The organism is Streptomyces sp. NPDC002779, assembly GCF_042888685.1.
Lineage (GTDB): Bacteria > Actinomycetota > Actinomycetes > Streptomycetales > Streptomycetaceae > Streptomyces.
This window is the reverse complement of record NZ_JBIAQC010000007.1, coordinates 461,919-486,330: the sequence shown is the minus strand read 5'-3', so window position 1 is coordinate 486,330 and position 24,412 is coordinate 461,919. Positions and strand designations below refer to the sequence as shown.

Annotated in this window: 24 protein-coding genes and 1 pseudogene; 10 read left to right on the top strand and 15 right to left on the bottom strand. The window is 71.4% G+C overall.

Going from position 1 to position 24,412, the window contains the following annotated elements:
- Positions 1-323 precede the first annotated feature (323 nt).
- Complete coding sequence (locus ACFYW5_RS22710; protein WP_389418863.1) at positions 324-974, bottom strand: DNA-3-methyladenine glycosylase; 651 nt, start codon at positions 972-974, stop codon at positions 324-326.
- Between the two features lie 138 nt (positions 975-1,112).
- Between ACFYW5_RS22710 and ACFYW5_RS22705 the strand changes: the two genes are divergently transcribed.
- The 3 genes from ACFYW5_RS22705 to ACFYW5_RS22695 all read left to right on the top strand — a co-directional run bounded on the left by ACFYW5_RS22705 (position 1,113) and on the right by ACFYW5_RS22695 (position 3,128).
- Entirely contained in the window at positions 1,113-1,895 is a 783-nt protein-coding gene (locus ACFYW5_RS22705; RefSeq protein WP_389418862.1) for a sporulation protein, read from the top strand.
- A gap of 40 nt (positions 1,896-1,935) precedes the next feature.
- Positions 1,936-2,475 carry a YbhB/YbcL family Raf kinase inhibitor-like protein gene (locus ACFYW5_RS22700; RefSeq protein WP_389418861.1) on the top strand — a complete coding sequence of 180 codons (540 nt, stop codon included), beginning with the start codon at positions 1,936-1,938 and terminating at the stop codon, positions 2,473-2,475.
- Between the two features lie 146 nt (positions 2,476-2,621).
- On the top strand, positions 2,622-3,128 hold the full coding sequence (locus ACFYW5_RS22695; RefSeq protein WP_389418860.1) for an HNH endonuclease: 507 nt from the start codon (positions 2,622-2,624) through the stop codon (positions 3,126-3,128).
- Between the two features lie 124 nt (positions 3,129-3,252).
- Here ACFYW5_RS22695 and ACFYW5_RS22690 read toward each other — a convergent pair whose 3' ends face one another.
- From ACFYW5_RS22690 to ACFYW5_RS22680, 3 genes are all read right to left on the bottom strand, one after another.
- The gene (locus ACFYW5_RS22690; RefSeq protein ID WP_389418859.1) at positions 3,253-4,197 is read right to left on the bottom strand and encodes an SPFH domain-containing protein; all 945 of its coding nucleotides are present in this window, start codon (positions 4,195-4,197) and stop codon (positions 3,253-3,255) included.
- A 155-nt stretch (positions 4,198-4,352) separates the two neighbouring features.
- Positions 4,353-4,784, bottom strand: a complete 432-nt coding sequence (locus tag ACFYW5_RS22685) for an NfeD family protein (protein ID WP_389418858.1) — start codon at positions 4,782-4,784, stop codon at positions 4,353-4,355.
- 54 nt (positions 4,785-4,838) lie between these two features.
- Positions 4,839-5,630: an ABC transporter ATP-binding protein gene (locus ACFYW5_RS22680; RefSeq protein ID WP_389418857.1), complete on the bottom strand. Its 792-nt coding sequence runs from the start codon at positions 5,628-5,630 to the stop codon at positions 4,839-4,841.
- Positions 5,631-5,767: 137 nt separating this feature from the next.
- Here ACFYW5_RS22680 and ACFYW5_RS22675 point away from each other — a divergent pair, with 137 nt between their 5' ends.
- Complete coding sequence (locus tag ACFYW5_RS22675; RefSeq protein WP_389418856.1) at positions 5,768-6,556, top strand: hypothetical protein; 789 nt, start codon at positions 5,768-5,770, stop codon at positions 6,554-6,556.
- Between the two features lie 138 nt (positions 6,557-6,694).
- On the opposite strand, the gene chpE is transcribed toward ACFYW5_RS22675, so the two are convergent.
- From chpE to ACFYW5_RS22660, 3 genes are all read right to left on the bottom strand, one after another.
- A complete protein-coding gene (chpE, locus tag ACFYW5_RS22670; protein WP_389418855.1) occupies positions 6,695-6,943 on the bottom strand; it encodes a chaplin ChpE in 249 nt (82 codons plus the stop codon).
- Between the two features lie 155 nt (positions 6,944-7,098).
- A complete protein-coding gene (locus ACFYW5_RS22665) occupies positions 7,099-7,740 on the bottom strand; it encodes a response regulator (RefSeq protein WP_389418854.1) in 642 nt (213 codons plus the stop codon).
- Positions 7,733-8,878 carry a GAF domain-containing sensor histidine kinase gene (locus ACFYW5_RS22660; RefSeq protein ID WP_389418853.1) on the bottom strand — a complete coding sequence of 382 codons (1,146 nt, stop codon included), beginning with the start codon at positions 8,876-8,878 and terminating at the stop codon, positions 7,733-7,735. The genes ACFYW5_RS22665 and ACFYW5_RS22660 overlap by 8 nt, the downstream gene beginning before the upstream one ends.
- A gap of 199 nt (positions 8,879-9,077) precedes the next feature.
- Here ACFYW5_RS22660 and ACFYW5_RS22655 point away from each other — a divergent pair, with 199 nt between their 5' ends.
- The 3 genes from ACFYW5_RS22655 (at position 9,078) to ACFYW5_RS22645 (ending at position 11,903) form a co-directional block, all read left to right on the top strand.
- The gene (locus ACFYW5_RS22655; protein WP_389418852.1) at positions 9,078-9,776 is read left to right on the top strand and encodes an SDR family NAD(P)-dependent oxidoreductase; all 699 of its coding nucleotides are present in this window, start codon (positions 9,078-9,080) and stop codon (positions 9,774-9,776) included.
- A complete protein-coding gene (locus ACFYW5_RS22650) occupies positions 9,773-10,858 on the top strand; it encodes an S-adenosylmethionine:tRNA ribosyltransferase-isomerase (RefSeq protein ID WP_389418851.1) in 1,086 nt (361 codons plus the stop codon). The genes ACFYW5_RS22655 and ACFYW5_RS22650 overlap by 4 nt, the downstream gene beginning before the upstream one ends.
- 298 nt (positions 10,859-11,156) lie before the next feature.
- Entirely contained in the window at positions 11,157-11,903 is a 747-nt protein-coding gene (locus tag ACFYW5_RS22645) for a transglycosylase SLT domain-containing protein (RefSeq protein WP_389418850.1), read from the top strand.
- A 78-nt stretch (positions 11,904-11,981) separates the two neighbouring features.
- Here the strand turns inward: ACFYW5_RS22645 and ACFYW5_RS22640 are convergent, their stop codons facing one another.
- On the bottom strand, positions 11,982-14,498 hold the full coding sequence (locus tag ACFYW5_RS22640; RefSeq protein ID WP_389418849.1) for an FHA domain-containing protein: 2,517 nt from the start codon (positions 14,496-14,498) through the stop codon (positions 11,982-11,984).
- A gap of 240 nt (positions 14,499-14,738) precedes the next feature.
- Here ACFYW5_RS22640 and ACFYW5_RS22635 point away from each other — a divergent pair.
- Together ACFYW5_RS22635 and serB are read left to right on the top strand one after the other, a co-directional pair.
- Positions 14,739-16,152, top strand: a pseudogene (locus tag ACFYW5_RS22635) (streptophobe family protein); the annotation flags it as partial.
- Between the two features lie 1,585 nt (positions 16,153-17,737).
- Positions 17,738-18,946, top strand: coding sequence for a phosphoserine phosphatase SerB (gene serB, locus ACFYW5_RS22630; protein ID WP_389418848.1), 1,209 nt, complete (start codon positions 17,738-17,740; stop codon positions 18,944-18,946).
- 55 nt (positions 18,947-19,001) lie between these two features.
- On the opposite strand, the gene ACFYW5_RS22625 is transcribed toward serB, so the two are convergent.
- From ACFYW5_RS22625 to ACFYW5_RS22610, 4 genes are all read right to left on the bottom strand, one after another.
- Positions 19,002-19,520 (bottom strand): SixA phosphatase family protein, encoded by a 519-nt coding sequence (locus tag ACFYW5_RS22625; protein ID WP_389418847.1) that lies wholly within the window; start codon positions 19,518-19,520, stop codon positions 19,002-19,004.
- 65 nt (positions 19,521-19,585) lie between these two features.
- A complete protein-coding gene (locus tag ACFYW5_RS22620; protein ID WP_389418846.1) occupies positions 19,586-19,792 on the bottom strand; it encodes a hypothetical protein in 207 nt (68 codons plus the stop codon).
- Positions 19,793-19,977: 185 nt separating this feature from the next.
- The gene (locus ACFYW5_RS22615) at positions 19,978-20,097 is read right to left on the bottom strand and encodes an SGM_5486 family transporter-associated protein (protein ID WP_284048361.1); all 120 of its coding nucleotides are present in this window, start codon (positions 20,095-20,097) and stop codon (positions 19,978-19,980) included.
- A 49-nt stretch (positions 20,098-20,146) separates the two neighbouring features.
- Positions 20,147-21,634: an MFS transporter gene (locus ACFYW5_RS22610; protein ID WP_389418845.1), complete on the bottom strand. Its 1,488-nt coding sequence runs from the start codon at positions 21,632-21,634 to the stop codon at positions 20,147-20,149.
- A 70-nt stretch (positions 21,635-21,704) separates the two neighbouring features.
- On the opposite strand from ACFYW5_RS22610, the gene ACFYW5_RS22605 reads away from it, so the two are divergent.
- Positions 21,705-22,394, top strand: a complete 690-nt coding sequence (locus ACFYW5_RS22605; protein ID WP_389418844.1) for a FadR/GntR family transcriptional regulator — start codon at positions 21,705-21,707, stop codon at positions 22,392-22,394.
- On the opposite strand, the gene ACFYW5_RS22600 is transcribed toward ACFYW5_RS22605, so the two are convergent.
- The 3 genes from ACFYW5_RS22600 to fabG form a co-directional block, all read right to left on the bottom strand.
- Entirely contained in the window at positions 22,375-22,701 is a 327-nt protein-coding gene (locus ACFYW5_RS22600; RefSeq protein ID WP_389418843.1) for a hypothetical protein, read from the bottom strand. The genes ACFYW5_RS22605 and ACFYW5_RS22600 overlap by 20 nt on opposite strands.
- Before the next feature lie 187 nt (positions 22,702-22,888).
- Positions 22,889-23,656: an enoyl-ACP reductase FabI gene (fabI, locus tag ACFYW5_RS22595; RefSeq protein ID WP_389418842.1), complete on the bottom strand. Its 768-nt coding sequence runs from the start codon at positions 23,654-23,656 to the stop codon at positions 22,889-22,891.
- A gap of 5 nt (positions 23,657-23,661) precedes the next feature.
- A complete protein-coding gene (gene fabG, locus ACFYW5_RS22590; RefSeq protein WP_389418841.1) occupies positions 23,662-24,366 on the bottom strand; it encodes a 3-oxoacyl-[acyl-carrier-protein] reductase in 705 nt (234 codons plus the stop codon).
- Between the last annotated feature and the right edge of the window lie 46 nt (positions 24,367-24,412).

Sequence of the window (24,412 nt, the reverse complement as noted above, 5' to 3'; positions counted from 1 at the left end):
TCCTTTGTACTCACCCTCTCGGGCTTTCCTCCGGGCTTCCCTTCGGTCTTGCGTTTCCGACTCTATCAGACCCTTTCGGCTCCGATTCCCTGTCGACGGGATTTGCCTTTCGGCCTCGCGGCCTTTCGACATTCACTACGTTAGCCGATTCCCCGTCCGACTCATAATCGAGTCTCCGCGCTTTCGAATTCAGGCGTGCAGGCACGCCAAATTCGATCCCGCTGAGGGATGTCGTAGGTAGTGGTTTGGCCGCTCCGGCTGCAGGCGATTGCCGTACCCGGTTCAGCGGCTCGGGCCACGTTACGCGCCTCCCGGGGGGCGAGTCAACTTCGGCTGCGCCTCGGGACATGGGCCCGGTAGGGGCTCACGGTGGGGTCGTCGGCGATCCAGTAGCGCCAGGGATGGAGGTCGCCATTGCCCCCATCTCCGGACACACCGGTACGCGGGCCGGTGCGGACCTGGTCAGAGGGGGTCGGCGTGCCCGTCAGGATCCTCAGCGGGGTCTCGCCCGGGGCGCAGGCGTCCGTACCGTCGAGGGCTCGGTCCACGCCGAGGGCGGTGGCGAGGCGGGCCGGGCCTTTGGCCAGTTCCTTGTCATTCCGGGCCGAGAGGCGACGTCTGCGGGCCAGTTCGGTGCCCTCGATGATCTCGCCGGCGCGCAGCAGGACCGCGCTCGCCGTGCCGTCGGGGCCGCAGACCAGGTTCATGCAGTGCCACATGCCGTAGGTGAAGTAGACGTACACATGACCGGGCGGACCGAACATCACGTCGTTGCGGGCGGTGCGACCGCGGTACGCGTGGGAGCCGGGGTCGTCAGGGCCGTTGTAGGCCTCCACCTCTGTGAGGCGCAGGAGGATCGGACCGTCCGGGGTGGAGCGTACGAGGATGCGGCCCAGGAGGTCGGGGGCTACTTCGAGGACGGGGCGGTCGAAGAAGTCTCTGGGGAGCGGCGTACGGTCGGGGGTCGCGATCATGCCGTCCGAGGGTAGTGCAGACGGGTGGCGGTCACGGGGTGGTCAGGGGCCCTCCCCCTTGCGAGGGTGAGGGTAAGGAACCGGCCACCGCCGGATCGCGTTTGTAGGGATCAAGGACGTCGTCGTAGAGGGAGAGTCATGGGGTTCAAGAAGCTGCTCGCGAGTCTGGGGTCCGGCGGGGCTTCGGTCGAGACCGTGCTGACCGAGGTCAATGTCGTGCCCGGCGGTGTGGTCCAGGGCGAGGTGCGGATCCAGGGCGGTTCGGTCGGCCAGCAGATCGAGGCGCTCTCGGTCGGGCTCCAGGCCAAGGTCGAGGTCGAGAGCGGCGACGAGGAGTACAAGCAGGACATCGAGTTCACCAAGGTGCGGCTCGGTGGGGCCTTCGAGCTCCAGGCCGAGGCCGTGCACGCGGTGCCGTTCGGGCTTGAGATCCCGTGGGAGACGCCGATCACGACGATCGACGGGCAGCCGCTGCGCGGGATGCACATCGGTGTGACCACCGAGCTGGAGATCGCGCGCGCGGTCGACTCCGGCGACCTCGACATGATCAACGTGCACCCGCTGCCGGCGCAGAAGGCGATCCTGGACGCGTTCGTCCAGCTGGGCTTCCGCTTCAAGAACGCGGACATGGAGCGCGGGGTCATCCGCGGTACGCGGCAGAAGCTGCCGTTCTACCAGGAGATCGAGTTCTTCCCGCCGCAGCAGTACCGGGGCATCAACCAGGTCGAGCTGAGCTTCGTCGCGGACCAGAGCGCGATGGACGTCGTGCTGGAGATGGACAAGAAGCCGGGTCTGTTCAGCGCGGGCAGCGACACCTTCCGGTCCTTCACGGTGGGGCTGAACGACTTCCAGGGGACCGACTGGGCGGCGTACCTCAACCAGTGGCTGTCCGAGGTCGGCAGCAAGCGCAACTGGTCCTAGGCTCGGAGGCCACTGCACGTTCCGATCAGGAGGTACCGAGGTGACCGAGCTCAAGAGGCGGCCGCTCCCCCATGACTTCCATCCGCCCGTGCCCTCGTTCACGGTCACGAGTGAGGACGTCTCGGAGGGGGCGACCCTCAAGGACGCTCAGGTCTACGCGGCCGGCAACACCTCGCCGCAGCTGCGGTGGGAGGGCTTCCCGCCGGAGACCAAGAGTTTCGCCGTGACCTGCTACGACCCGGACGCCCCTACGGGCAGCGGGTTCTGGCACTGGGTGGTGTTCGACATCCCGGCGTCGGTCACCGAGTTGCCCGCGGGTGCGGGCAGCGGCACGTTCGAGGGTCTGCCCGAGGGTGCCGTGCAGGCGCGCAACGACTACGGGTCGAAGGAGTTCGGCGGGGCGGCGCCGCCCGCCGGGGACGGGCCGCACCGGTATGTGTTCACGGTGTACGCCGTGGACCAGGAGAAGCTCGGTCCGGACGCGGACGCCTCGCCGGCCGCGGTCGGTTTCAATCTGCGGTTCCACACGCTGGCGCGTGCGCAGCTCATCGGTGAGTACGAAGTGGCCGCCGAAGCCTGACGTTCATTGAACGTTTGCCCGTCCCTGGTCTTGGAAGTGATCAGGGGCGGGCACTTTTTATTTCGTTGTCCATCTCGGCGTGCCCGGCCAGAGTTGATCCCAGCCCGCCAGGGGGTGGGCCGCTGCGCACAGGAGGTGGGCTGGTCATGCGGGACACGCTGGTACTGAACGCGAGCTTCGAGCCGCTGTCGACGGTGACGTTGAACCGAGCCGTCGTTCTGGTGCTTCAGGACAAGGCCGTCGTTGAGCAGTCCCACCCCGAACTGCGCATGCGCGGAGCCGCGGTCGACATACCCGCGCCCCTGGTGATCCGGTTGTGCCGGTACGTACGGGTGCCGTTCCGAAGACGAGCGCCGTGGTCGAGGCGGGGGGTGCTGGTCAGGGACCGGCACAGGTGCGCGTACTGCGGTCGTCGGGCGACGACCGTGGACCATGTGGTGCCGCGGTCGCAGGGTGGTCAGGACACCTGGCTGAACACGGTGGCCTCGTGCGCTGAGGACAATCACCGCAAGGCGAACCGGACTCCGGAGGAGGCGGGGATGCCGTTGCTTCGGCAGCCGTTCGAGCCGACGCCTGCCGATGCGATGTTGCTGTCGCTGGGGGCGGAGGACTTCTCGGCGCTGCCGGAGTGGTTGGCTCGGGACGCCGCATAGCGGTTGCGTCTGCCGGGATCGGTTGTCCGGCGGCTGCGGGGGCGTTGTGGCTGGTCGCGCAGTTCCCCGCGCCCCTGGGGAGTTGGGGTCCGCCCTGTTCGGAGGCGGACCCCGTTGTCGTGGCTCAGTCGATGCTCGGCTTCTCTCGGCGTTCCGCGCCGCTGGTGCCGGAGTTGCCGCCTGAACCGCCGCCCATGCCGCCGAAGTTGCCCATCGCGCCGGACAGGCCCTTGAGGGCGTCGCCGATTTCGCTGGGGACGATCCAGAGCTTATTGGCGTCGCCCTCGGCGATCTTCGGGAGCATCTGGAGGTACTGGTAGCTGAGGAGCTTCTGGTCCGGGTCGCCTGCGTGGATCGCCTCGAAGACCGTACGGACCGCCTGGGCCTCGCCTTCGGCGCGCAGGGCCGCTGCCTTTGCCTCGCCCTCGGCGCGCAGGATCTGGGACTGCTTCTCGCCCTCCGCCGTGAGGATCGCGGCCTGGCGGGTGCCCTCGGCGGTGAGGATCGCGGCGCGCTTGTCGCGGTCGGCGCGCATCTGCTTCTCCATCGAGTCCTGGATGGAGGTCGGCGGTTCGATCGCCTTCAGCTCGACGCGGTTGACGCGGATGCCCCACTTGCCGGTGGCCTCGTCGAGGACGCCGCGCAGGGCCGCGTTGATCTCCTCGCGGGAGGTCAGCGTGCGTTCCAGGTCCATGCCGCCGATGATGTTGCGCAGCGTGGTGACGGTGAGCTGCTCGATCGCCTGGATGTAGCTGGCGACTTCGTACGTGGCCGCGCGGGCGTCCGTCACCTGGTAGTAGATGACGGTGTCGATGTTCACGACCAGGTTGTCCTGGGTGATCACCGGCTGCGGCGGGAAGGGCACGACCTGTTCGCGCAGGTCGATGCGGTTGCGGATGGTGTCGATGAACGGGACGACGATGTTGAGGCCCGCGTTCAGCGTCCGTGTGTACCGGCCGAAGCGCTCGACGATGGCGGCGCTGGCCTGTGGGATGACTTGGATCGTCTTGATCAGGGCGATGAAGACCAACACCACCAGAATGATCAAGACGATGATGACCGGTTCCATCGTCGGCTCCCCGTACCCTTCTCCGCCTCGGCGCTGTCGCGGATCCTGTGGATCCTAACTGCTGCAGATCTTATGTCTGTTGAAGATCTTGCCGGTTGAGTCTGACAGACCGTCGTGTGCCCCGTGTGGTGTTCTCCCGGTTACGTCGTGCGAGGTCACATGACGATCGCCGTGGCCCCCTCGATGTCCACCACGTCCACCGACTGCCCCACTTCGTAGGCCTGGCCGCCGTCGAGGGAGCGGGCCGACCAGATCTCCCCGGCGAGCTTGATCCGGCCGCCGGAGGCGTCCACGCGCTCCAGGACGACCGCTTGTTTGCCCTTCAACGCCTCGACCCCGGAGATGAGTTGGGGGCGCCCGCTGCGATGGCGGGCGGCGATGGGCCGTACGGCGAGGGCCAGCGCGACCGAGACGACGGCGAACACGAGGACCTGGAGGACGACTCCGCCACCGAGTCCGGCCACGGCCGCGGCTGCCAGGGCGCCGACGGCGAGCAGGCCGAGTTCGGGCATTGCGGTCATCACGAGCGGGATTCCGAGCGCGGCCGCGCCGATGAGCCACCACACCCATGCGTCGATGTCGTTCACATCGTCATGGTAGGTCCGTACAACCTGCCGCGGACAGGGCGCAGTTCGGGTGGATCAGGACAGCGGGAGGCCCTGGGCGGTCCAGCGGTCGCCGATCTGCTCGACGACGAGCGGGAGACCGAAGCACAGGGAGAGGTTGCGGGAGGTGAGTTCGAGCTCCAGCGGGCCGGCGGCGAGGACCTTGCCCTGACGGATCATCAGGACGTGGGTGAAGCCGGGGGCGATCTCCTCGACATGGTGGGTGACCATGATCATCGACGGGGCGATGGGGTCGCGGGCGAGGCGGCCGAGGCGGCGTACGAGGTCCTCGCGGCCACCGAGGTCGAGGCCGGCGGCGGGCTCGTCGAGGAGGAGCAGCTCGGGGTCGGTCATCAGGGCGCGGGCGATGAGGGTGCGCTTGCGCTCACCCTCGGAGAGGGTGCCGAACTTCCGCTCGACGTAGTCGCTCATGCCGAGGCGGTCGAGGAAGGCGCGGGCGCGCTGCTCGTCGACCTCGTCGTAGTCCTCGTGCCAGGTCGCGGTCATGCCGTAGGCGGCGGTGAGCACGGTCTCCAGGACGGTCTGGCGCTTGGGGAGCTTGTCGGCCATGGCGATGCCGGCCATGCCGATGCGGGGGCGCAGGTCGAAGACGTCGACCCGGCCGAGGGTGTCGCCGAGGACGGTGGCGGTGCCCTTGGTCGGGAAGAGGTAGCTGGAGGCGACGTTGAGGAGGGTGGTCTTGCCGGCGCCGTTGGGGCCGAGGATGACCCAGCGCTCGCCCTCCTTCACCGACCAGGAGACCTGGTCCACCAGAGCCCGGCCCTCGCGGACCACGGATACGTCCTGAAGCTCCAGAACATCGCTCATGAGCGCGTTGTCTCCCCTTGCAGTGTGACCGGTCTGGCGTCTCGGTGGTCGCGTGCGCCGGTGGGCGCACCCCTCGACGAAATCTACGCCACCGGTCGGGCGCTTCATTCCATCGGTACGGTCCTTAGGGTGGGGGCATGTTCTCGGAACCACGTTCAGGGCGCCTCGCCGCTTGGGGAAATGCCTTTTTGGCCGGACTCGTGTCGCCGGATGACGGAGTGCTCGCGATCGTCGGGGACGACGCCGTGCACCGGGTGGAGGGACTGCCGGGCGAGTCCGGGCCGGTCGGGCTGACGTTGGCGCTCGGGCGGTTGCGGGCGCTCGGGGTGAGCGGCTTGCGGGTCGCGTTGCCGGCACCGGGGCATCCGCTGGGCCTGAGCGGGCCGCCGGAGTTCAACGCGCGGGCGTTGGAGGCCGAGGAGGCGGTGGTCTGTCACGGGGCCGCGTTCGGGCTCGTGCCCGAGGTGTACGCGGTGGGGCCCGACGGTGATGTGCACGTCGAGGTGGTGTGGCAGGTGCTGCCGGTGCGGGAGGCGCCGCCCGCGGATGTGCCGTCGCTCGGTGAGGCCGAGCGGGAGCTGGCGGAGGCCCTGCGGGAGGCGACCGAGGTGTTGTCCCGGCTGGATGTCGCCGGGTCGGGGCCGGTGGCCGAGGCGGCGATCGACGCGTACCGGGCGCGGGCCGAGCGGGGGCGGGAGGCGCTGGCGCCGGGGTATCCGCCGCGGGCGGTGCGGGTGCTGGAGCTTGCGCGGCGGGTGGCGATGCTGGTGACCCTGGCCTCCGAGAACGGCCACGGCGCCGCGGTGACGTCCGGGGAGATGGCGGCCCGGGCCGCCGCGCTGCGGCCGGTGGAGCGGACGGCACGGCGGGCTCAGGTGGCCGCGTACAACGCGTATGTGGAGGAGCGGGAGCGGGGGGTTCGGTGAGCGAGGGCTCGGTGGGCGGTGTGGCACCGCTGGTCGGAGTCCGCAGCCGTGTCGCACCGCCGCTCCGAGCCGGCAGCGGAAACGGCCTCCCGGGCGAGCCGGGAGGCCGGAGTCGCTGGCCGCCTCGCGGCGCGCAGGTCAGTGATTGACGCCCAGGTTGCCGAAGGCCGGGTTCAGCGCGCCGATCACGGTCACGCTGTTGCCGACCGCGTTGACCGGGACGTGGACCGGGGCCTGGACGACGTTGCCCGAGCCGACGCCCGGGGAGCCCACGGCCTTGCCGTCGGCCAGCGCCCCGCCGTCGGTGGCGGAGGCCATCCCGGCCCCGGCGGCGATCAGTCCGCCGGCCACCATCGTCACGGCCGCTGCCTTCTTCAGGTTCTTCACTTCTGACCCCTCCTAGCGATCACCGCGGCAGTCGCCGCGGCACGCATGGAGAACGGCGGAGATCCACGAAGGATGCGGCCATCCGGGGGACATTCCCACGACGGTATGAATCTCAGTCCGGAGCGGAACCCTCCGTATTGCCGTGCGCCGCGCCCTTATCCGGCCACACCATGCCGTACCGCCCACAGGGCCGCCTGGGTGCGGTCCGCCAGGTCGAGCTTCATCAGGATGTTCGACACATGGGTCTTCACCGTCTTCTCGGAGAGGACCAGCGCACGGGCTATCTCCCGGTTGGAGCGGCCGTCCGCTATCAGCCCGAGCACCTCGCGCTCCCGGTCGGTCAGCGAACCGGCTCTGCCCTGGCCGGGGCCGGATTCCTCCTGGGACAGCAGGGCCCCGGCGACCTCGGGCTGGAGCAGGATGTGCCCGGCGTGGACGGAGCGGATGGCGCCGGCCAGGGCGTCGGGATCGACGTCCTTGTAGACGTAACCGGCGGCTCCGGCGCGCAGGGCCGGGACCACGGTGCGCTGCTCGGTGAAGCTGGTGACGATCAGCACGCGCGCGGGGTTGTCCAGCTCGCGGAGCTTGCGCAGGGCGTCGACGCCGTCCATGCCCGGCATCTTGACGTCCATGAGGACGACGTCGGGCCGCAGCTCCTCGGCGCGGGCGACTCCCTCGGCCCCGTCGGACGCCTCGCCCACGACCTCGATGTCGTCCTGTACTTCGAGGAACGTGCGCAGGCCCCGGCGGACGACCTGGTGGTCGTCGACGAGCAGTACCTTGATCGGGTCAGCCACCGGGGACCTCCATCTCGATCGTGGTGCCCTTGCCGGGCGCCGATTCCACGGTGAGTGTGCCGCCGACCCCGCTGGTCCGGTCCCGCATGGAGACCAGACCGAGATGGCGGCCCGCGCGGCGGACGGTCTTCGGGTCGAAGCCGCTGCCGTTGTCCGTCACCCGCAGCACGGCTCCGGCGCCGGAGCGGTGCAGGGTCACGTCGACGGTGTCCGCGCCCGAGTGGCGCAGCGCGTTGTGCAGGGCCTCCTGGGCGACCCGCAGCAGGGCCTCCTCCTGCGCGGCGGGCAGTGCTCGCACCCCGCGGCCGTCGAAGGTCACGCGGGCGCCGTGGGCGCGGTCCAGGACCTGGACGTGGGTGCGCAGGGTGGCCACCAGGCCGTCCTCGTCGAGGGCCGCGGGGCGCAGCTCCACCACGGCGGCGCGCAGTTCGTCCGCGGCCTCCGCGGCGAGCACGGCCACCTGCTGGAGCTCGCCCTTGGCGCGGGCCGGGTCGCGGTCGACGAGGGCCGTCGCGGCCTGTGCGGTCAGGCGCAGGGAGAACAGCTTCTGGCTCACCGCGTCGTGCAGTTCGTGGGCGAGGCGGGAGCGCTCCTCGGCGATGGTCAGTTCGCGGCTGCGTTCGTACAGGCGGGCGTTGGTCAGGGCGATGGCCGCGTGCTGGGCCAGGATCGCGAGGAGTTCCTCGTCCTGCGCGGTGAAGCCGCAGGCGCCCTCGGGCTTGGCGCACCGCTTGTTGGCCAGGAACAGCGCGCCGATGACCTCGTCGCCGTCGCGGATCGGCAGGCCCAGGAAGTCGGACATGTCCGGGTGGGCGGAGGGCCAGCCCTCGAAGCGGGGGTCCTTGCGGACGTCGGCGAGGCGCTCGGGCTTGGCCTCGTGCAGCATCGAGGCCAGGATGCCGTGCTGGCGCGGGAGGGGACCGATGGCCTTCCACTGCTCGTCGCTGACGCCGTCGACCACGAACTGGGCGAAGCCGCCGTGGTCGTCCGGGACGCCGAGGGCGGCGTACTGCGCGTCGAGCAGTTCGCGGGCCGAGGCGACGATCGTCTTGAGGACATCGCGCACCTCAAGATGCCTGCTCATGGCCAGCAGCGCGGAGCTCACCGCCGCCAAACCGGACCCTGGACCTTGATTCATGTCCTCACGGTACCGGCGGGGTGTGACAGTCCGGATCGGACCTGTGGCCGCCCCCGCCTAGGCCGGTGGCCCTAGGTCTCGGGTCCCCGGGCGCAGGCCGCCCGTCAAAGGGACCCGGCGCTCTGCGGCTCGCGTCCGAGGCGGTCCGGGCGGGCCCGTTCCTAGGTTGATGGCACATCGATCTGGGAGGAGACGTGTCATGCCGGTAGCGATCATCACGGGGGCCTCGAAAGGGCTGGGGCGGGCGCTGGCCGAGGCCCTGGCCGCGCGGGGCTGGGATCTGGTGCTCGACGCGCGCACCGAGGGGGTGCTGAAGGAGACGGCGGCGGTCGTCTCCGGGCACGGCACGCGCGTGGAGGCGCTGGCCGGGGATGTCACGGACGCCGGGCACCGGGCGGCGCTGGTGGCCACGGCCTGGAAGCTGGGCGGTGTCGATCTGCTGGTGCACAACGCGAGCGCGCTGGGCGCCGAGCCGCTCGTACGGCTGGAGGAGCTGCCCCTGAAGGGGCTGCGGCGGGCGCTGGAGGTGAACACGGTCGCCGCGCTGGGCCTGGTCCAGGAGGCGCTGCCGCTGCTGCGCGCGCCCCGGGCCGGCACGGTCGTCACGGTCAGCTCGGACGCCGCGGCCGAGGCGTACGAGACGTGGGGCGGCTACGGGGCGTCCAAGGCGGCACTCGACCACCTGGCGGCGGTGCTCGGCGCGGAGGAGCCCGGGCTGCGGGTGTGGGCGGTGGATCCCGGGGAGATGGCCACCGACCTGTACGCGGCGGCCGTACCGGACGACGACGGGGAGCGGCCGGCGCCGGGGAGTGTGGTGCCGGCGTTTCTGCGGCTGCTGGACGAGCGGCCGGGCAGCGGGCGGTACGCGGCGTCGGCGCTGTCGGCGGGTCGGCGATGACGCTGGCGGTGCGGGTGCCGCCGGAGCTGTCGGCGCGGGTGCCGGCCGAGCAGCGGGGGCCCGGGCGCGGGCGGGACTCGGTGCGGCTGCTGGTGTCGCGGGGGACGGAGCCGGCCCATCACGTGTTCCGGGAGCTGCCCGGGTTGCTGCGGGCCGGGGACCTGCTGGTGGTGAACACCTCGCCGACGCTGGCCGCAGCGGTGGACGGGGAGATCGGGCACGCGCGTGTGGTGGTGCACTTCTCCACGCGCGGGGACGACGGGCGGTGGGCGGTCGAGCTGCGGGATCCGGACGGCAACGGCACCACGCGTGCGCGTGCGGGCGGTCCGGCGGGCGCGCGGGTGCGGTTGCCGGGCGGAGTGCGGCTGATGTTCGAGGAGCCGCTGAGCGCGGACGGTGCGCGGCTGTGGTGGGTCCGGGCGTCCGGTCCCGGGGTGCTGGGGATGCTGCGGGAGCACGGGCGGCCCATCCGTTACTCCTATACGGAACGCGATCAGCCGCTGTCGGCGTACCAAACGGTGTTCGCGCTGGAGTCGGCGGACGGGTCCGGCAGTGCGGAGATGCCGAGTGCCGCGCGGCCCTTCACGGCGCGGACGGTGGCGGAGCTGGTGAGCCGGGGGGTGCGGTTCGCGCCGGTCACCCTGCACACCGGGGTGGCCTCGGCGGAGGCGCACGAGCCGCCGTATCCGGAGCGGTTCGCGGTGCCGGAGTCCTCGGCCCGGCTGATCAACGCCGTGCGGGCCGGTGAGGGGCGGGTGATCGCGGTGGGGACGACCGCGGTGCGGGCCGTGGAATCGGCGGTGGGCGCGGACGGGGCGGTACGCGCGCGTGCGGGGTGGACGGATCTCGTGGTCACCCCGGAGCGCGGAGTGCGGGTGGTGGACGGGCTGCTGACGGGGCTGCACGAGCCGGAGGCCTCGCATCTGCTGATGCTGGAGGCGGTCGCGGGGCGGGCGGCGATCGGCCGTGGGTACGAGGAGGCGCTGCGCGGGCGCTACCTGTGGCACGAGTTCGGGGACGTACATCTCCTCCTTCCGGCGGAGAACCCTCACCCAGAGCATTGCTCCAGCAACTCCCGGTGAGGTTGCCACCCGGCGGATGTGAGGCCGCACATAGGACCCAGATCACGTACGAAGGCACATAGGAGATAAACGGCCCCCACGTGAGCGGGAAAGACATTCCTGTCTGTCCTGATTTGCCCTTACCTGATCCACTATCGGGGATCGTACGTCACACCTTTGCCTGGCCATTTTGCGGCCGCTAACAATGGCTCCCGTCGCTCAACGCCGTGGGTCCGCCCGCGGCGTTTGTGCCGGAAGCACCCGTGTCCCCCGCCGGACAGCGAGCGACCTCCGCGCTACTCGAAGAGGTCTCCCCGCCATGCCCAAGAACATCCCCACCCCTGGTCGTCGTGCGGTGACCAGGCAGCACAAGATCGCGCTCGCAGGTGTCGCCACGCTCGGCGCCGCCGCCCTCGCCTTCTCCGCGGTGCCGGGCAATGCGCAGACCACGACGACCGCCGAGCCCGCCGCTGCCCAGGTCGCCTTCAAGACCGAGCAGATCAAGGACGTCAAGGCCAGCGTCACCGACCAGCTCGCGAGCGCCAGCCTGAAGGCCGAGGCCATCGCGGCCAAGAAGAAGGCCGCCGCCGACGCCGCCGCGAAGAAGAAGGCGGAGGCCCAGAAGAAGGCCGCCGCCGAGGCCGCCGCCAAGAAGAAGGCCGAGCAGGCCCGCAAGGCCAAGGAAGCCGCGAGCCGGTCCGCCGCCCGCCCCCAGGCCAAGCCGGTCGCCGCGAAGAAGACCTACGCCAACAACCTTGACGGCTGGATCAAGGAGGCGCTGGACATCATGGACAAGCACAACATCCCCGGCACCTACCACGGCCTGCACCGCAACATCATCCGGGAGTCCTCGGGCAACCCGAACGCGATCAACAACTGGGACATCAACGCCCAGAACGGCGTCCCGTCGATCGGCCTGCTGCAGGTCATCAAGCCGACCTTCGACGCCTACCACGTCCCCGGCACCGCCTGGAGCCAGTACGACCCGGTGGCCAACCTGACCGCCGCCGCCAACTACGCTGCCGACCGCTACGGCTCGATCGACAACGTCAACAGCGCGTACTGAGGCCGGCGCGGGCCTCGGTACGGAACGCCGAAGGGCGGCACCTCCTGACGGGTGCCGCCCTTCGGGGTCGTACGGGAGTTACTTGCGCATGACCTCGGGCTCGTGGCGGCGCAGGAAGCGGGCCACCAGGATGCCGCAGATCACGCCGAGCACGATCAGGGCGATCATGTCGAGGCTGTAGGCGCCGACCGTGTGGTCCCACAGCGGGTCGGTGTCGCCCTTCTCCTTGGGCGGGCTGATGTTGTTGAAGTCCAGCGTGGCGCCCGCGGCGGCGACCGCCCAGCGGGACGGCATCAGGTACGAGAACTCGTTGACGCCGGGGCTGCCGTGCAGGGCGAACAGGCAGCCGGTGAACACGACCTGGACGATCGCGAACATCACCAGCAGCGGCATGGTCTTCTCGGCGGTCTTCACCAGCGAGGAGATGACCAGGCCGAACATCATCGACGTGAAGCCCAGGCCCATGATCGGGATGGACAGTTCCAGCAGGACCGCGGTCTTGCCCTCGCCGAGGATCAGCGCCTCGTCGGGAATGGTCCGGCTGGAGAAGCCGATGGCGCCGACCATCAGGCCCTGGAGCACGGTGATGGTGCCGAGCACGATCACCTTGGACATCAGGTACGCCGAGCGCGACAGACCGGTGGCCCGCTCCCGCTCGTAGATCACCCGTTCCTTGATCAGCTCACGGACGGAGTTGGCGGCTCCCGCGAAGCACGCGCCGACCGCGAGGATCAGCAGGACCGTGGTGGCCGTGCCGTTCGGGACGGGCATGCCGGTCCCCGGGTTCACCTGCCGGACCAGCAGGTCCTTGTCCGGGTCGATGAGCAGGCTGACCGCGCCGAGCACGGCCGGCAGGATCACCGTCAGGGCCAGGAAGCCCTTGTCGGAGGCGATCACCGACACATAGCGGCGCACCAGGGTCAGCAGCTGCGAACCCCAGCCCTGCGGCTTGGGCGGGCGCATCGCCTGGGCCGACGGCATGTGTACGGACTGCGGGGCGACCGCGTCGATGTCCGCGGCGTACATCTGGTAGTGCTGCGAGCCCTTCCAGCGGCCCGCCCAGTCGTAGTCGCGGTAGTTCTCGAAGGCGGAGAAGACGTCGGCCCAGGTGTCGTAGCCGAAGAAGTTCAGCGCCTCCTCGGGCGGGCCGAAGTAGGCGACCGCGCCGCCCGGCGCCATCACCAGGAGCTTGTCGCAGATCGCCAGCTCGGCCACGGAGTGGGTGACGACGAGGACCGTACGGCCGTCGTCGGCCAGGCCGCGCAGCAGCTGCATGACATCGCGGTCCATGCCCGGGTCGAGGCCCGAGGTGGGCTCGTCCAGGAAGATCAGCGACGGCTTGGTGAGCAGCTCCAGGGCCACCGAGACGCGCTTGCGCTGGCCACCGGAGAGGGAGGTGACCTTCTTCTCCTTGTGGATGTCCAGCTTCAGCTCGCGCAGCACCTCGTCGATCCGGGCCTCGCGCTCGGCCGTGGTGGTGTCGGCGGGGAAGCGCAGCTTGGCCGCGTACTTGAGGGCCTTCTTGACGGTCAGCTCCTTGTGCAGGATGTCGTCCTGCGGGACCAGACCGATGCGCTGGCGCAGCTCGGCGAACTGCTTGTAGAGGTTGCGGTTGTCGTAGAGGACATCGCCCTGGTTGGCCGGGCGGTAGCCGGTGAGCGCCTTGAGCAGCGTCGACTTGCCGGATCCGGACGGGCCGATGACCGCGACCAGCGACTTCTCGGGGACGCCGAAGGAGACGTCCTTGAGGATCTGCTTGCCGCCGTCGACGGTGACCGTCAGGTGGCGGGCCGAGAAGGAGACCTCACCGGTGTCGACGAACTCCTCGAGGCGGTCGCCGACGATCCGGTACGTGGAGTGGCCGACGCCGACGATGTCGGCGGGGCCGAGGAGCTGTGAACCGCCCTTGGCGATCGGCTGGCCGTTGACGTAGGTGCCGTTGTGCGACCCCAGGTCACGGATCTCCATCCGGCCGTCGGGCGTCGAGTGGAACTCGGCGTGGTGCCGGGAGACCTGGAGGTCGGAGACGACCAGCTCGTTCTCCAGGGCACGGCCGATGCGCATCACCCGGCCGACGGCGAACTGGTGGAACGTGGTCGGGCTGCGGTCGCCGTAGACCGGCGGCGCCCCCGCGCCGACGCCGGGGCCCTGCTGCTGCGGAATGCTCGGCGCGCCCTGCTGAGGCTGCTGCCAGCCGGCCCCCGGGGCCTGCTGCTGCGGCGGCGCCTGCTGGGCCCAGCCCGGGTTCGCGCCCTGGGCGGCGTACGGCTGCTGCTGGGCCTGCGCCTTCGGCACGGACACGCCGGCGCCGGTCAGGCTCAGGCGCGGGCCGTCGGTCGCGTTGCCCAGGTGCACGGACGAGCCGGGGCCGAGTTCCAGCTGGTGGATGCGCTGGCCCTGCACGAACGTGCCGTTGGTGGAGCCGTGGTCCTCAATGGCCCAACTGCGGCCGCTCCAGCTGATCGTGGCATGCCGCCAGGAGACCCTGGCGTCGTCCAGCACGATGTCACCCTGCGGATCCCGTCCGAGGGTGTATGTCCTGGACGGATCGAGCGTCCAGGTTTGTCCATTCAATTCCAGTACGAGTTCCGGCACTCCATGCCCCACTGAGTAGTCCCCCGAGTTACCCCCATCAGAGGGAGTCTAGGGATGGCGAACATCGTCGGGAACTATTTCAGGCTCGGCCCCCTGACCGAAAGTCGGGCCTTGTGAAGACCACGCACATACGCATCGACCGGTTCCGTTGACGGGGTGGAAACCGGGCCGGAGAGTGGTAATCCACGCGAGGGGGACATGCGCGGCGAGTTCGCCGCTGCGCGGATCGGGGGGTCTGCCATGAGCGCGTCGAGGAACGCCGAGAGCACAAAGGTGCCGTGGGCGGACGTCCTGCTGTCCGCGGTCGCCGCGGTGAGCTGGGCGTTGATCGGGATGGCGGGTACCGCCGCGCTGGGTCTGCGCCTGCTGGAGGCGGACACGGCGGGCTCGCTGGGCCCGATGACCGCGGCGGTCGTGGCGCTCGCGGCGGGCGGTTCGGTGACGCCTTCGGGTGATGTGTCCGCATTCGGTCTTACGGGGGCGGAGGCGACGACCGCCATCGACATCACGCCACTGGGCGTGAGCCTGGTCGGCGCGCTGCTCCTGTCGTGGTTCTTCCTACGGTCCTTGCGCGCGGCGGGAGTTGTGATCGCGCCGGCCGAACTCGCCGCGCGCGCGGGCGCGGTGGTCGCGCTGTCCGTGGCGATGCTGGGCGGGCTGGCCTGGGCGGGGGACGACGTCATCACCTTCGACGGGAGCGCGCTCGGACTCGACGAGCTGCCCGGCGGCGGGGGCGGAGGCGGGGGCGGTGTCGAGATTCCCGGGCTCGGGGACGTCGGGGACATCGGAGGGCTGCTGCCCGACCAGATCGGGGACCTGATCGACGCGGAGGCGGCCGTCGGCTTCTCGGTGGACACGGCATCGACGCTGCTCGGCGGCGCGTGCTGGTCTGCGGGGATCCTGCTGATCGCGCTGCTGGCGTCGCGGCGCACTCCCCTGCCGGCCGGCTGGACGGCCCTGCACCGCGTGGTGCGGCCCGCGGTGTCCACCCTGGTGGGGGTTCTGCTGATGGCGGTCCTCGCGGGGTTCGCGGCGGCGGCGTACGCGCTGATCGGCGACGACAACCCCAAGCGGATCGCGGGCGCCGCGCTGCTCGGGGCGCCGAACGGGGTGTGGCTGGGCATCCCGATCGGCCTGTTCGTGCCGTGGGACGGCGAGGCCGCCGGTCCCCTGGCGCAGTTCCTGCCGGACCCGCTGGACGACCTGCTGGTCGACTCCGACCGCGCCGTGACGCTGGGGCGGCTGGCGGAACTGGACGGACGGGTGTGGCTGCTGGGGGTGGCGGCGGCGATGGCGATGCTGCTGGCGGGGGTGCTCACGGCGGTACGGACGCCGGTGGTACGGGGTTCCGGCGCCCTCGGTTTCGCGGGTCGGTGCGCACTGCGGCTCGGCATCGTGACGGCGCTGGCGCTGCCGCTGCTGGCCTGGCTGACGGAGGTCTCCGTCGACGCGTCCCTGGCGGTACTCGGCGTCGACGCCTTCGACGCGACCGTCGAACTGCACGGGCAGCTGGGGGCGGCACTGCTGCTGGGCGCGGCGTGGGGAGCGGGGGCGGGAGCGACGGGGGCCCTGATGGCCCACGCCACGGGGGCGGCGGGGCAAGGGGCGGCGCCTTTGGCACTGGGTGACTTGGGGGTGGGGGGTGCGGGGGCTGTTCGGGGGGCGGACGCGGGGGCTGTTCGCGGGGCGGACTCGGGGGCTGTTCGCGGGGCGGACTCGGGGGCTGTTCGCGGGGCGGACTCGGGGTGGTTGTGGAGGGCCGACGAGGGGCGTTGGCAGGGGGGCGAGCCTGTGCGGGAGGGGGGCGGGGCGGCTGGGGAGGCGGGGTGGGCGCATGGGGAGGGGGGCTGGGCGCATGGGCAGACGGGCGCAGGGGCGGGGCAGGCGGGCACTGCGGTCGGGCTAGGGAGCGGGGCGCATGGGCAGGCAGGCACGGCGGCCGGGCAGGAGGGCGGGTCTTCCTGGCAGGCGGACGCAGCGGCCGGGGAGGCGAGCGGGGCGCATGGGCAGGCGGGCGCGGCGGCCGGGCAATCCAGGGGGACGCATGGGCAGGCGGGCGCAGCGGCCAGCCAGGAGGGCGGGGCGCACGGGCAGGCGGGCATAGCGGCCAGCCAGGAGGGCGGGGCGCACGGGCAGGCGGGCGCAGCGGCCGGGCAGGCGAGCGGGGCACACGGGCAGGCGGGCATAGCGGCCAGCCAGGAGGGGGGACCTTCCTGGCAGGCGGACGCGGCGGCCGGGCAGACGAGCGGGCCTACCTGGGAGGAAAGCGGGACGCCCGGGCGGGCGGCCGGGCCTGTGGGCGGGCCGGCCTGGGACGCGGGCGGGGCGCCAGGGCAGGTGGGCGGGGCGGCCGGACACGCGGGTGGGACGCCGGGGGCATCTGATCAGGCACGCGGATCTTCCCGGCAGGCGGGCAGGACTCCTGGGCAAAGCGGCGCGCCTACCTGGCAGGCGGGCTGGGCAAGCGGGCAGACGATTGGGCCGCCTAGGCAGACGGACCGGGCGGCCGGGCGAGCGGACGGGCCGGGCGGGCGAGCCGCCACGGCACCGGAACAGGCAGCCGGAACGCCTGGCCAGGCAAGCGGAAGCCCCGGGCCGGCAACCGGCACGCCTGGACAGGCCCGCAGGGCGTCCGGGCAGGCGCCCGGGGACGGGCCGTACACGCCCGGAGTGCCGTATCGGCCGCCCAATCCCGACACCAATCCGTACCTGCGGGCCCCCGGAGAGCTACGGGAGCCGGAGGACGCGCGCCCGGAGGGGGCGGTGCCCGAGGAGGCCGGTCGGAGCGGCGACGACGTGTACGGCGCACCCACCGTGGTCCGGCCGATCGGTCCGCCGCCGAAGCCCGGGCGCCGTTCGTCCTCGGACGGCTCCGGCGAGGGGCCACCCCCGCCTCCTCCGCCACCACCCGCGCCGCCGAGGGGGCCCAAGGGACGCCGTTGAGGCGTGGCCGACGCGGAAGGCGTGTTCCCCCGTCGCGTCCGGGGCGCCGGTCGTCCTCGGACTGCTTTGGCGAGGGGCCCCCGCCTCCGCCGCCGGGTCCGGGCGTCGGTTGTCCTAGGTCGGCCCCGGTTCGCTCTCCTCCACCGCCGATGTGAGACGTGGGCCGCCGCCCCGGTCGCCCCGCCGCGTCGGCGGCGGGTTACGTCCGGGTCATCAGGCCGACGCCCAGTGTTCCGTGTCCGGCAGGCGGACCTCGGGGGCGGGAGGCACTGGGTGCCGGATACGGTGGAGACATCATGAGCGCTTCGCAGACCTCTGACGTCCCCACCCTTCTCGTCAAGATCTTCGGGAAGGACAGGCCGGGCATCACGGCCGGACTCTTCGACACCCTCGCCGCCTACTCCGTCGACGTGGTCGACATCGAGCAGGTCGTCACCCGTGGCCGGATCGTGCTGTGCGCGCTCGTGACCGAGCCGCCCCGCGGTCTCGAAGGGGATCTGCGGGCCACCGTCCACAGCTGGGCGGAGTCGCTGAAGATGCAGGCCGAGATCATCTCGGGGCTCGGCGACAACCGCCCGCGCGGACTCGGCCGCTCCCTGGTCACCGTGCTCGGGCATCCGCTCACCGCGGAGGCCACGGCCGCCATCGCCGCGAAGATCACCCACGCAGGCGGCAACATCGACCGTATCTTCCGGCTCGCCAAGTACCCCGTGACGGCCGTCGAGTTCGCGGTGTCCGGCGTGGAGACCGAGCCGCTGCGGACCGCTCTGGTGACCGAGGCCGCGCAGCTCGGCGTGGATGTCGCGGTGGTCGCGGCGGGCCTGCACCGGCGGGCGCAGCGCCTGGTCGTGATGGACGTGGACTCCACGCTCATCCAGGACGAGGTGATCGAGCTCTTCGCCGCGCACGCGGGCTGCGAGGACAAGGTCGCCGAGGTGACGGCGGCGGCGATGCGCGGAGAGCTGGACTTCGAGCAGTCGCTGCACGCGCGCGTGGCGCTGCTGGAAGGGCTCGACGCCTCCGTCGTGGACAAGGTGCGCAGCGAGGTACGGCTGACGCCGGGCGCCCGCACCCTGATCCGTACGCTGAAGCGGCTCGGCTACCAAGTCGGCGTGGTCTCCGGCGGTTTCACCCAGGTCACGGACGATCTCAAGGACCGGCTCGGGCTGGACTTCGCCCAGGCCAACACCTTGGAGATCATCGACGGCAGGCTGACGGGCAAGGTGACCGGCGAGATCGTGGACCGCGCGGGCAAGGCCCGCCTGCTGCGCCGCTTCGCCGCCGAGGCGGGCGTACCGCTGGCGCAGACCGTGGCGATCGGTGACGGCGCCAACGATCTGGACATGCTGAACGCGGCCGGTCTCGGGGTCGCCTTCAACGCCAAGCCGGTGGTGCGGGAGGCCGCGCACACCGCGGTGAACGTGCCGTTCCTCGACACGGTGCTCTATCTGCTGGGCGTCACCCGCGAAGAGGTCGAGGCCGCCGACATGCACGACGAGGACTGAGTCCCCGGCCCGGCGAGAGGGGGCCCGGCACCGGGCCCCTCCCCCGCGGACGGGGTCACTCCGAGGGTGCCCAGTAGTCGAGCAGCTGGGCCACGCCCGGTTCCAGGGCCTTCCAGGGCCCGGTGAAGCTCAGCACGGCGAAGGCGGCGGCCGGGAAGCCGCGGCGGTCCATCCGGGTGCGGGCGTCCTCCTCGGCGGACCCGGCCAGGACCTCCGCCAGCCCCTGGACACCGGGGTTGTGGCCGATGAGGACGGCGCTGCGCACTTCGTCCGGCGTCTCGTTGAGCACGGCGATCAGCTCGCCCGGCGAGGCCTCGTAGATCCGCTCCTCGTAAACCGTTTTCGGCCGGTGCGGGAACTCGTGGACGGCGAGCTTCCAGGTCTCGCGGGTCCGGGTCGCCGTGGAGCACAGGGCCAGGTCGAAGGGGACACCGGTGTCGGCGAGCTTGCGTCCGGCGACGGCGGCGTCCATCCGGCCCCGCTCGGCGAGCGGCCGCTCATGGTCGGTCACCTGGGGCCAGTCGGCTTTCGCATGCCGGAAGAGGACGATCCTGCGGGATTCTGCGACGCTCATGAGTCCCAGCTTCGCATGAAACACGCCATGCGGCGCCAGGAGTTGGCGGGCGACCGCGTCGCTGTTCAGCGAGCCATCAGCTGCTGTACGCGCTCGAAGAGCTGGGTGATCGCGGGGTCTGCGGTCGCGGCGTGCGCCTCGGCCGGATCGAGTATCAGCACCAGCAGGGTGACGAAGGCGAGCACGGGCAGGGCCAGGGCCCACCAGGGCAGCCGGATGTCGACGCCACCGCGGCGTGCCGGGTGGGGCGCAGTCTGCGTAGGGGCCGACATGGGTGCCTCCGCGGGTCGTCGAGTGGCCGGGAACCTGCTCCGTGGTCCGCGTCTCGCGGTCACATCTCGAAGCTACGGAATCCGCGGCACTCAACCCATCCGGTGATCCACCCAGTTGACCCTGACACTCGCCCCCTAGGGGATGGGGGGGCTACCCCCACCATGGGCCGGCGGCGGGCCCTGGCTCACGGCGAGGCGATCGTCGCGATGACGGCGATGATCACGAAGATGGCGAGGAACGAGCCGAAGACGAGGAGCATCTTCTTCTGGCCGTTCTGCGGGTTCGGGTCGAGCACTGGCGACATGGGGCAAGTCTCGCACCCGCCGCCCGGGAGCGGGCCCGCGGGGTGCGGCTCAGCGGGTGGCCTCGTCCTCGACCGTGCGGTTGCGCCCGGCGAGGACGCCCACCGCCATCTGCGGGATCATCAGGGCGGTCATCAGCGCGATCGGCAGGCCCCAGCCGCCGCTGTGCTGGTAGAGCACGCCGACCAGGAGCGGGCCGGGGATGGAGATCAGATAGCCGGTGCTCTGCGCGAAGGCCGACAGCTGGGCGACGCCCGCGCCGGTCCTGGCCCGCATCCCGACCATGGTCAGGGCCAGCGGGAAGGCGCAGTTGGAGATGCCGAGCAGCACGGCCCAGGCCCAGGCTCCGGCGGCGGGCGCGAAGTACAGGCCGGCGTATCCGGCGAGCCCGCAGACGCCGAGCACGAGGGCGATCGGCCCCTGGTGCGGCAGGCGGGTGGCCACGCGCGGGATGACGAAGGCCAGCGGCACGCCCATCACCATGGTGACGGCCAGCAGCAGCCCGGCGGTGCTCGCGGGCACGCCCGCGTCCCGGAAGATCTGCGGCATCCAGCCCATCGTGATGTAGGCGGCGGTGGCCTGGAGCCCGAAGAACACGGCGAGCGCCCAGGCGGTACGGCTGCGCGTGATCCGCAGCGCGGGCACCTCCGCACGCGGGCGTGCGTCCTTGTGAGCGAGCGCTCCCGCCCGGCCGGCCGCCCCATCGCCAGCGGATGCCCCCTGCCGTACGGGCGCCTCCTCCCGGGTGGCCGACTCCCCACGCGCGGATGCCTCACCACGCCCGGCCGCTTCCCCACGCCGGGCCGCTCCCCCACGCCCGCCCACTTCCCCACGCGCGGGCGCCCCTCCGCGCCCGCCCGCCTGTTCGTCCGCCCCCGGCGCCCGCCGGTCCCGTACGAACGGGAGCCAGGGCAGGACGGCCGCCGCCGCCAGGGCCGCCCACACCGCGAGCCCGGTCTGCCAGTTCCCGCCGAGCGCGTCCGTCATCGGCACCGTGACCGCCGCCGCGGCCGAGGTGCCGAGGGCGAGGGCCATCGAGTACAGGCCCGTCATGGAGCCGACGCGGTCCGGGAACCAGCGCTTGACGATGACCGGCATCAGGACGTTGCTGACCGCGATGCCCATCAGGGCGAGGGCGCTGGCGGCCAGGAAGGCGGGCGTGCTGCCCGCGTAGGGGCGGATCAGCAGACCGGCCGTGATGGCGATCATGCCCGCGCAGACGACGGCACCTAGGCCGAAGCGGCGCGCGAGGCGGGGCGCCATGACGCCGAAGAGCGCGAAGCACAGCGGGGGCACGGAGGTGAGCAGCCCGGCCATGCTGCCGCTCATGCCGAGCCCGTCCCGGACCTCTTCGAGGAGGGCGCCGAAGCTGGTGATCGCGGGGCGGAGGTTCAGCGCGGCCAGCACGATGCCGAGGACGATCAGACGTGTCGTCCACGCGCGCGTGGGCACCGGGGAGGCGTCGGCCGGCTGGGCCGAACTGCGTACGGTGGCGGGTTTCGTCGTCCGGGTTTCCTCGCTTGCCATGTCACCCATCATAGAATCATGGGATGAATGGTTGTCCAACCTCCGGCCTGGGCCGGTCGCCCGTCCCATGCGAAGGTGTGCCATGCCCCTGAGCCAGCAACGCCGCTCCGCCCTGTCCGAGCAGGTCATCGCCGCGCTGCGGCACCAGATCACCTCCGGCGAGTGGCCGGTCGGCTCCCGCATCCCGACCGAGCCGGAGCTGGTCGAGCAGCTGGGAGTCGCCCGCAACACGGTCCGGGAGGCCGTCCGCGCCCTCGCCCACAACGGCCTGCTGGACATCCGCCAGGGCTCGGGCACCTATGTCGTGGCGACCAGTGAGCTGGCCGGGGTGATGCACCGCCGCTTCGCCGACGCCGACCCGCGGCACATCGCCGAGCTGCGCTCCACGCTGGAGTCGGGGGCGGCGAAGCTGGCCGCCGGGCGGCGCACCGAGAAGGACCTCAAGCAGCTCGACGCGCTGCTGCTCCGGCGTGAGGAGGCCTGGGCGTCGGGCGACGCGGAGGCGTTCGTGACGGCCGACGCCACCTTCCACCTGGCGGTGGTGGCCGCGTCCCACAACGACGCGATGACGGCCATGTACGCGGACCTGGGCGAGGTGTTGCGGGACTGGCTGCGTGAGGACGTCGGCGAGGAGCTGACGCCGGAGACGTACATGGACCACGCGCGGCTGCTGGACGCGATCCGCGCGGGCGACGCGACGACCGCGGCCCGGGAGGCGGCCGGCTATCCGTTCCAGTGCCGTCCGGGCCGGTTCAGCGCTGCTGGTGGCTGACCCACGCCGAGCGGACCTCCTTCCAGCAGCGCCCGGTGAGCCGTACGGTCGCCGCCGGGCCGGTGTCGACCGGGGAGCTGTCGGTGTCGAGGTCCCACCACCGGCTGCACTCGATGTGCAGCCGTACGCGGTCCATGTCGGCGTAGGGGTTGTGGCAGTAGGCGATCACGTGGGAGCCCTGCACGCGCGTGCGGCACTCGGAGCCGAAGGGCTCCGGTTCGCGAGCCTGCGGTGTCGCCTCGTACGGCAGGGACACCAGGAGAGCTACGGCGACGGTCACTGGGGCGAGGCTGCGGGGCAGACGCACAAGAGGGACCTCCTCGGCCGTGCTGACGAGGAAAACGCGTGGTGAAGGCGTAATCCAGAGTGCCCCGTCCGGGTGGGGCCCCGCCCGGCCGGATAGGCCGAACGAGCGACACCGGCACCACGTGCCGAGGGCCCCGCACCGGTCGGGTGCGGGGCCCTCAGGGGTCGGCCGAGGCCGAGCGGCGGCGTTACGCGCCGATGGCGTGCAGACCACCGTCGACGTGGATGATCTCGCCCGTGGTCTTCGGGAACCAGTCGCTCAGCAGGGCGACGATGCCCTTGCCGGCCGGCTCCGGGTCCTTCAGGTCCCATTCCAGCGGGGAGCGGTCGTCCCACACGGCGGCCAGCTCGCCGAAGCCCGGGATGGACTTGGCGGCCATGGAGGCGAGCGGACCCGCGGAGATGAGATTGCAGCGGATGTTCTGCTTGCCCAGGTCACGCGCGAGGTAGCGGCTGGTGGCCTCCAGAGCGGCCTTGGCCGGGCCCATCCAGTCGTACTGCGGCCAGGCGTACTGGGCGTCGAAGGTGAGGCCGACGACCGAGCCGCCGTTCTGCATCAGCGGCAGGCAGGCCGTGGTCAGCGACTTCAGGGAGTACGCCGAGACGTGCATGGCCGTGGCGACCGACTCGAACGGGGTGTTCAGGAAGTTGCCGCCGAGGGCGTCCTGGGGCGCGAAGCCGATGGAGTGCACGACGCCGTCGAGGCCGCCGAGCTCCTCGCCGACGAGGTCCGCGAGCCGCCCGAGGTGCTCGTCGTCGGTGACGTCGAGCTCGATGACCTTGGTGGGCTTGGGGAGCTTCTTGGCGATGCGCTCGGTCAGCGTGGGCCGGGGGAACGCGGTGAGAATGATCTCGGCGCCCTGCTCCTGGGCCAGCTTGGCGGCGTGGAAGGCGATGGAGGACTCCATCAGCACACCGCTGATCAGGACGCGCTTGCCCTCGAGAATTCCGCTCATGGTGATCAGTGACCCATTCCCAGTCCGCCGTCAACGGGAATGACGGCTCCAGTGATGTACGAGGCGTCGTCCGAGGCGAGGAACCGCACCGTCGCGGCGATCTCCTCCGGCTGCGCGTACCTGCCGAGCGGGACCTGCGACACGATGGCCGCGCGCTGCTCGTCGGTGAGCACCTTGGTCATGTCGGTGTCCACGAAGCCGGGCGCGACGACGTTGAAAGTGATGTTGCGCGACCCCAGCTCACGGGCGAGGGAACGCGCGAAGCCGACCAGCGCGGCCTTGGAGGCGGCGTAGTTCGACTGCCCCGCGGAGCCGAGCAGTCCGACCACCGACGAGATCAGCACCACGCGGCCCTTCTTGGCCCGCAGCATGCCCCGGTTGGCGCGCTTGACGACCCGGAAGGTGCCGGTGAGGTTGGTGTCGACGACCGAGGCGAAGTCCTCCTCGGACATGCGCATCAGCAGCTGGTCCTTGGTGACGCCGGCGTTGGCGACGAGGACCTCGACCGGGCCGTGCTCGGCCTCGATCTCCTTGTAGGCCTGCTCCACCTGCTCGGTGTCGGTGATGTCGCACTTGACGGCGAGGAAGCCCTTCGGGGGCTCACCCGAGCGGTAGGTGACGGCGACCTTGTCGCCGGCGTCGGCGAATGCACGGGCGATGGCGAGGCCGATGCCCCGGTTGCCTCCGGTGACGAGAACCGAGCGGCTCAACGGATCACCCTTTCGATAGCGGTCTGACAACCCGCCCGAACACCTG

What these genes read in the sequence shown, in the direction of transcription:
- ACFYW5_RS22695 (WP_389418860.1), top strand. Translation starts at nt 2,622, where the DNA reads ATGCGGGACACGCTGGTACTGAACGCGAGCTTCGAGCCGCTGTCGACG.
- ACFYW5_RS22645 (WP_389418850.1), top strand. Translation starts at nt 11,157, where the DNA reads ATGCCCAAGAACATCCCCACCCCTGGTCGTCGTGCGGTGACCAGGCAG.
- ACFYW5_RS22675 (WP_389418856.1), top strand. Translation starts at nt 5,768, where the DNA reads ATGTTCTCGGAACCACGTTCAGGGCGCCTCGCCGCTTGGGGAAATGCC.
- ACFYW5_RS22680 (WP_389418857.1), bottom strand. Translation starts at nt 5,630, where the DNA reads ATGAGCGATGTTCTGGAGCTTCAGGACGTATCCGTGGTCCGCGAGGGC.
- ACFYW5_RS22660 (WP_389418853.1), bottom strand. Translation starts at nt 8,878, where the DNA reads ATGAATCAAGGTCCAGGGTCCGGTTTGGCGGCGGTGAGCTCCGCGCTG.
- ACFYW5_RS22655 (WP_389418852.1), top strand. Translation starts at nt 9,078, where the DNA reads ATGCCGGTAGCGATCATCACGGGGGCCTCGAAAGGGCTGGGGCGGGCG.
- ACFYW5_RS22615 (WP_284048361.1), bottom strand. Translation starts at nt 20,097, where the DNA reads ATGTCGCCAGTGCTCGACCCGAACCCGCAGAACGGCCAGAAGAAGATG.
- ACFYW5_RS22705 (WP_389418862.1), top strand. Translation starts at nt 1,113, where the DNA reads ATGGGGTTCAAGAAGCTGCTCGCGAGTCTGGGGTCCGGCGGGGCTTCG.
- ACFYW5_RS22710 (WP_389418863.1), bottom strand. Translation starts at nt 974, where the DNA reads ATGATCGCGACCCCCGACCGTACGCCGCTCCCCAGAGACTTCTTCGAC.
- ACFYW5_RS22690 (WP_389418859.1), bottom strand. Translation starts at nt 4,197, where the DNA reads ATGGAACCGGTCATCATCGTCTTGATCATTCTGGTGGTGTTGGTCTTC.
- fabI (WP_389418842.1), bottom strand. Translation starts at nt 23,656, where the DNA reads ATGAGCGGAATTCTCGAGGGCAAGCGCGTCCTGATCAGCGGTGTGCTG.
- ACFYW5_RS22625 (WP_389418847.1), bottom strand. Translation starts at nt 19,520, where the DNA reads ATGAGCGTCGCAGAATCCCGCAGGATCGTCCTCTTCCGGCATGCGAAA.
- ACFYW5_RS22605 (WP_389418844.1), top strand. Translation starts at nt 21,705, where the DNA reads ATGCCCCTGAGCCAGCAACGCCGCTCCGCCCTGTCCGAGCAGGTCATC.
- ACFYW5_RS22620 (WP_389418846.1), bottom strand. Translation starts at nt 19,792, where the DNA reads ATGTCGGCCCCTACGCAGACTGCGCCCCACCCGGCACGCCGCGGTGGC.
- ACFYW5_RS22610 (WP_389418845.1), bottom strand. Translation starts at nt 21,634, where the DNA reads ATGATGGGTGACATGGCAAGCGAGGAAACCCGGACGACGAAACCCGCC.
- ACFYW5_RS22650 (WP_389418851.1), top strand. Translation starts at nt 9,773, where the DNA reads ATGACGCTGGCGGTGCGGGTGCCGCCGGAGCTGTCGGCGCGGGTGCCG.
- serB (WP_389418848.1), top strand. Translation starts at nt 17,738, where the DNA reads ATGAGCGCTTCGCAGACCTCTGACGTCCCCACCCTTCTCGTCAAGATC.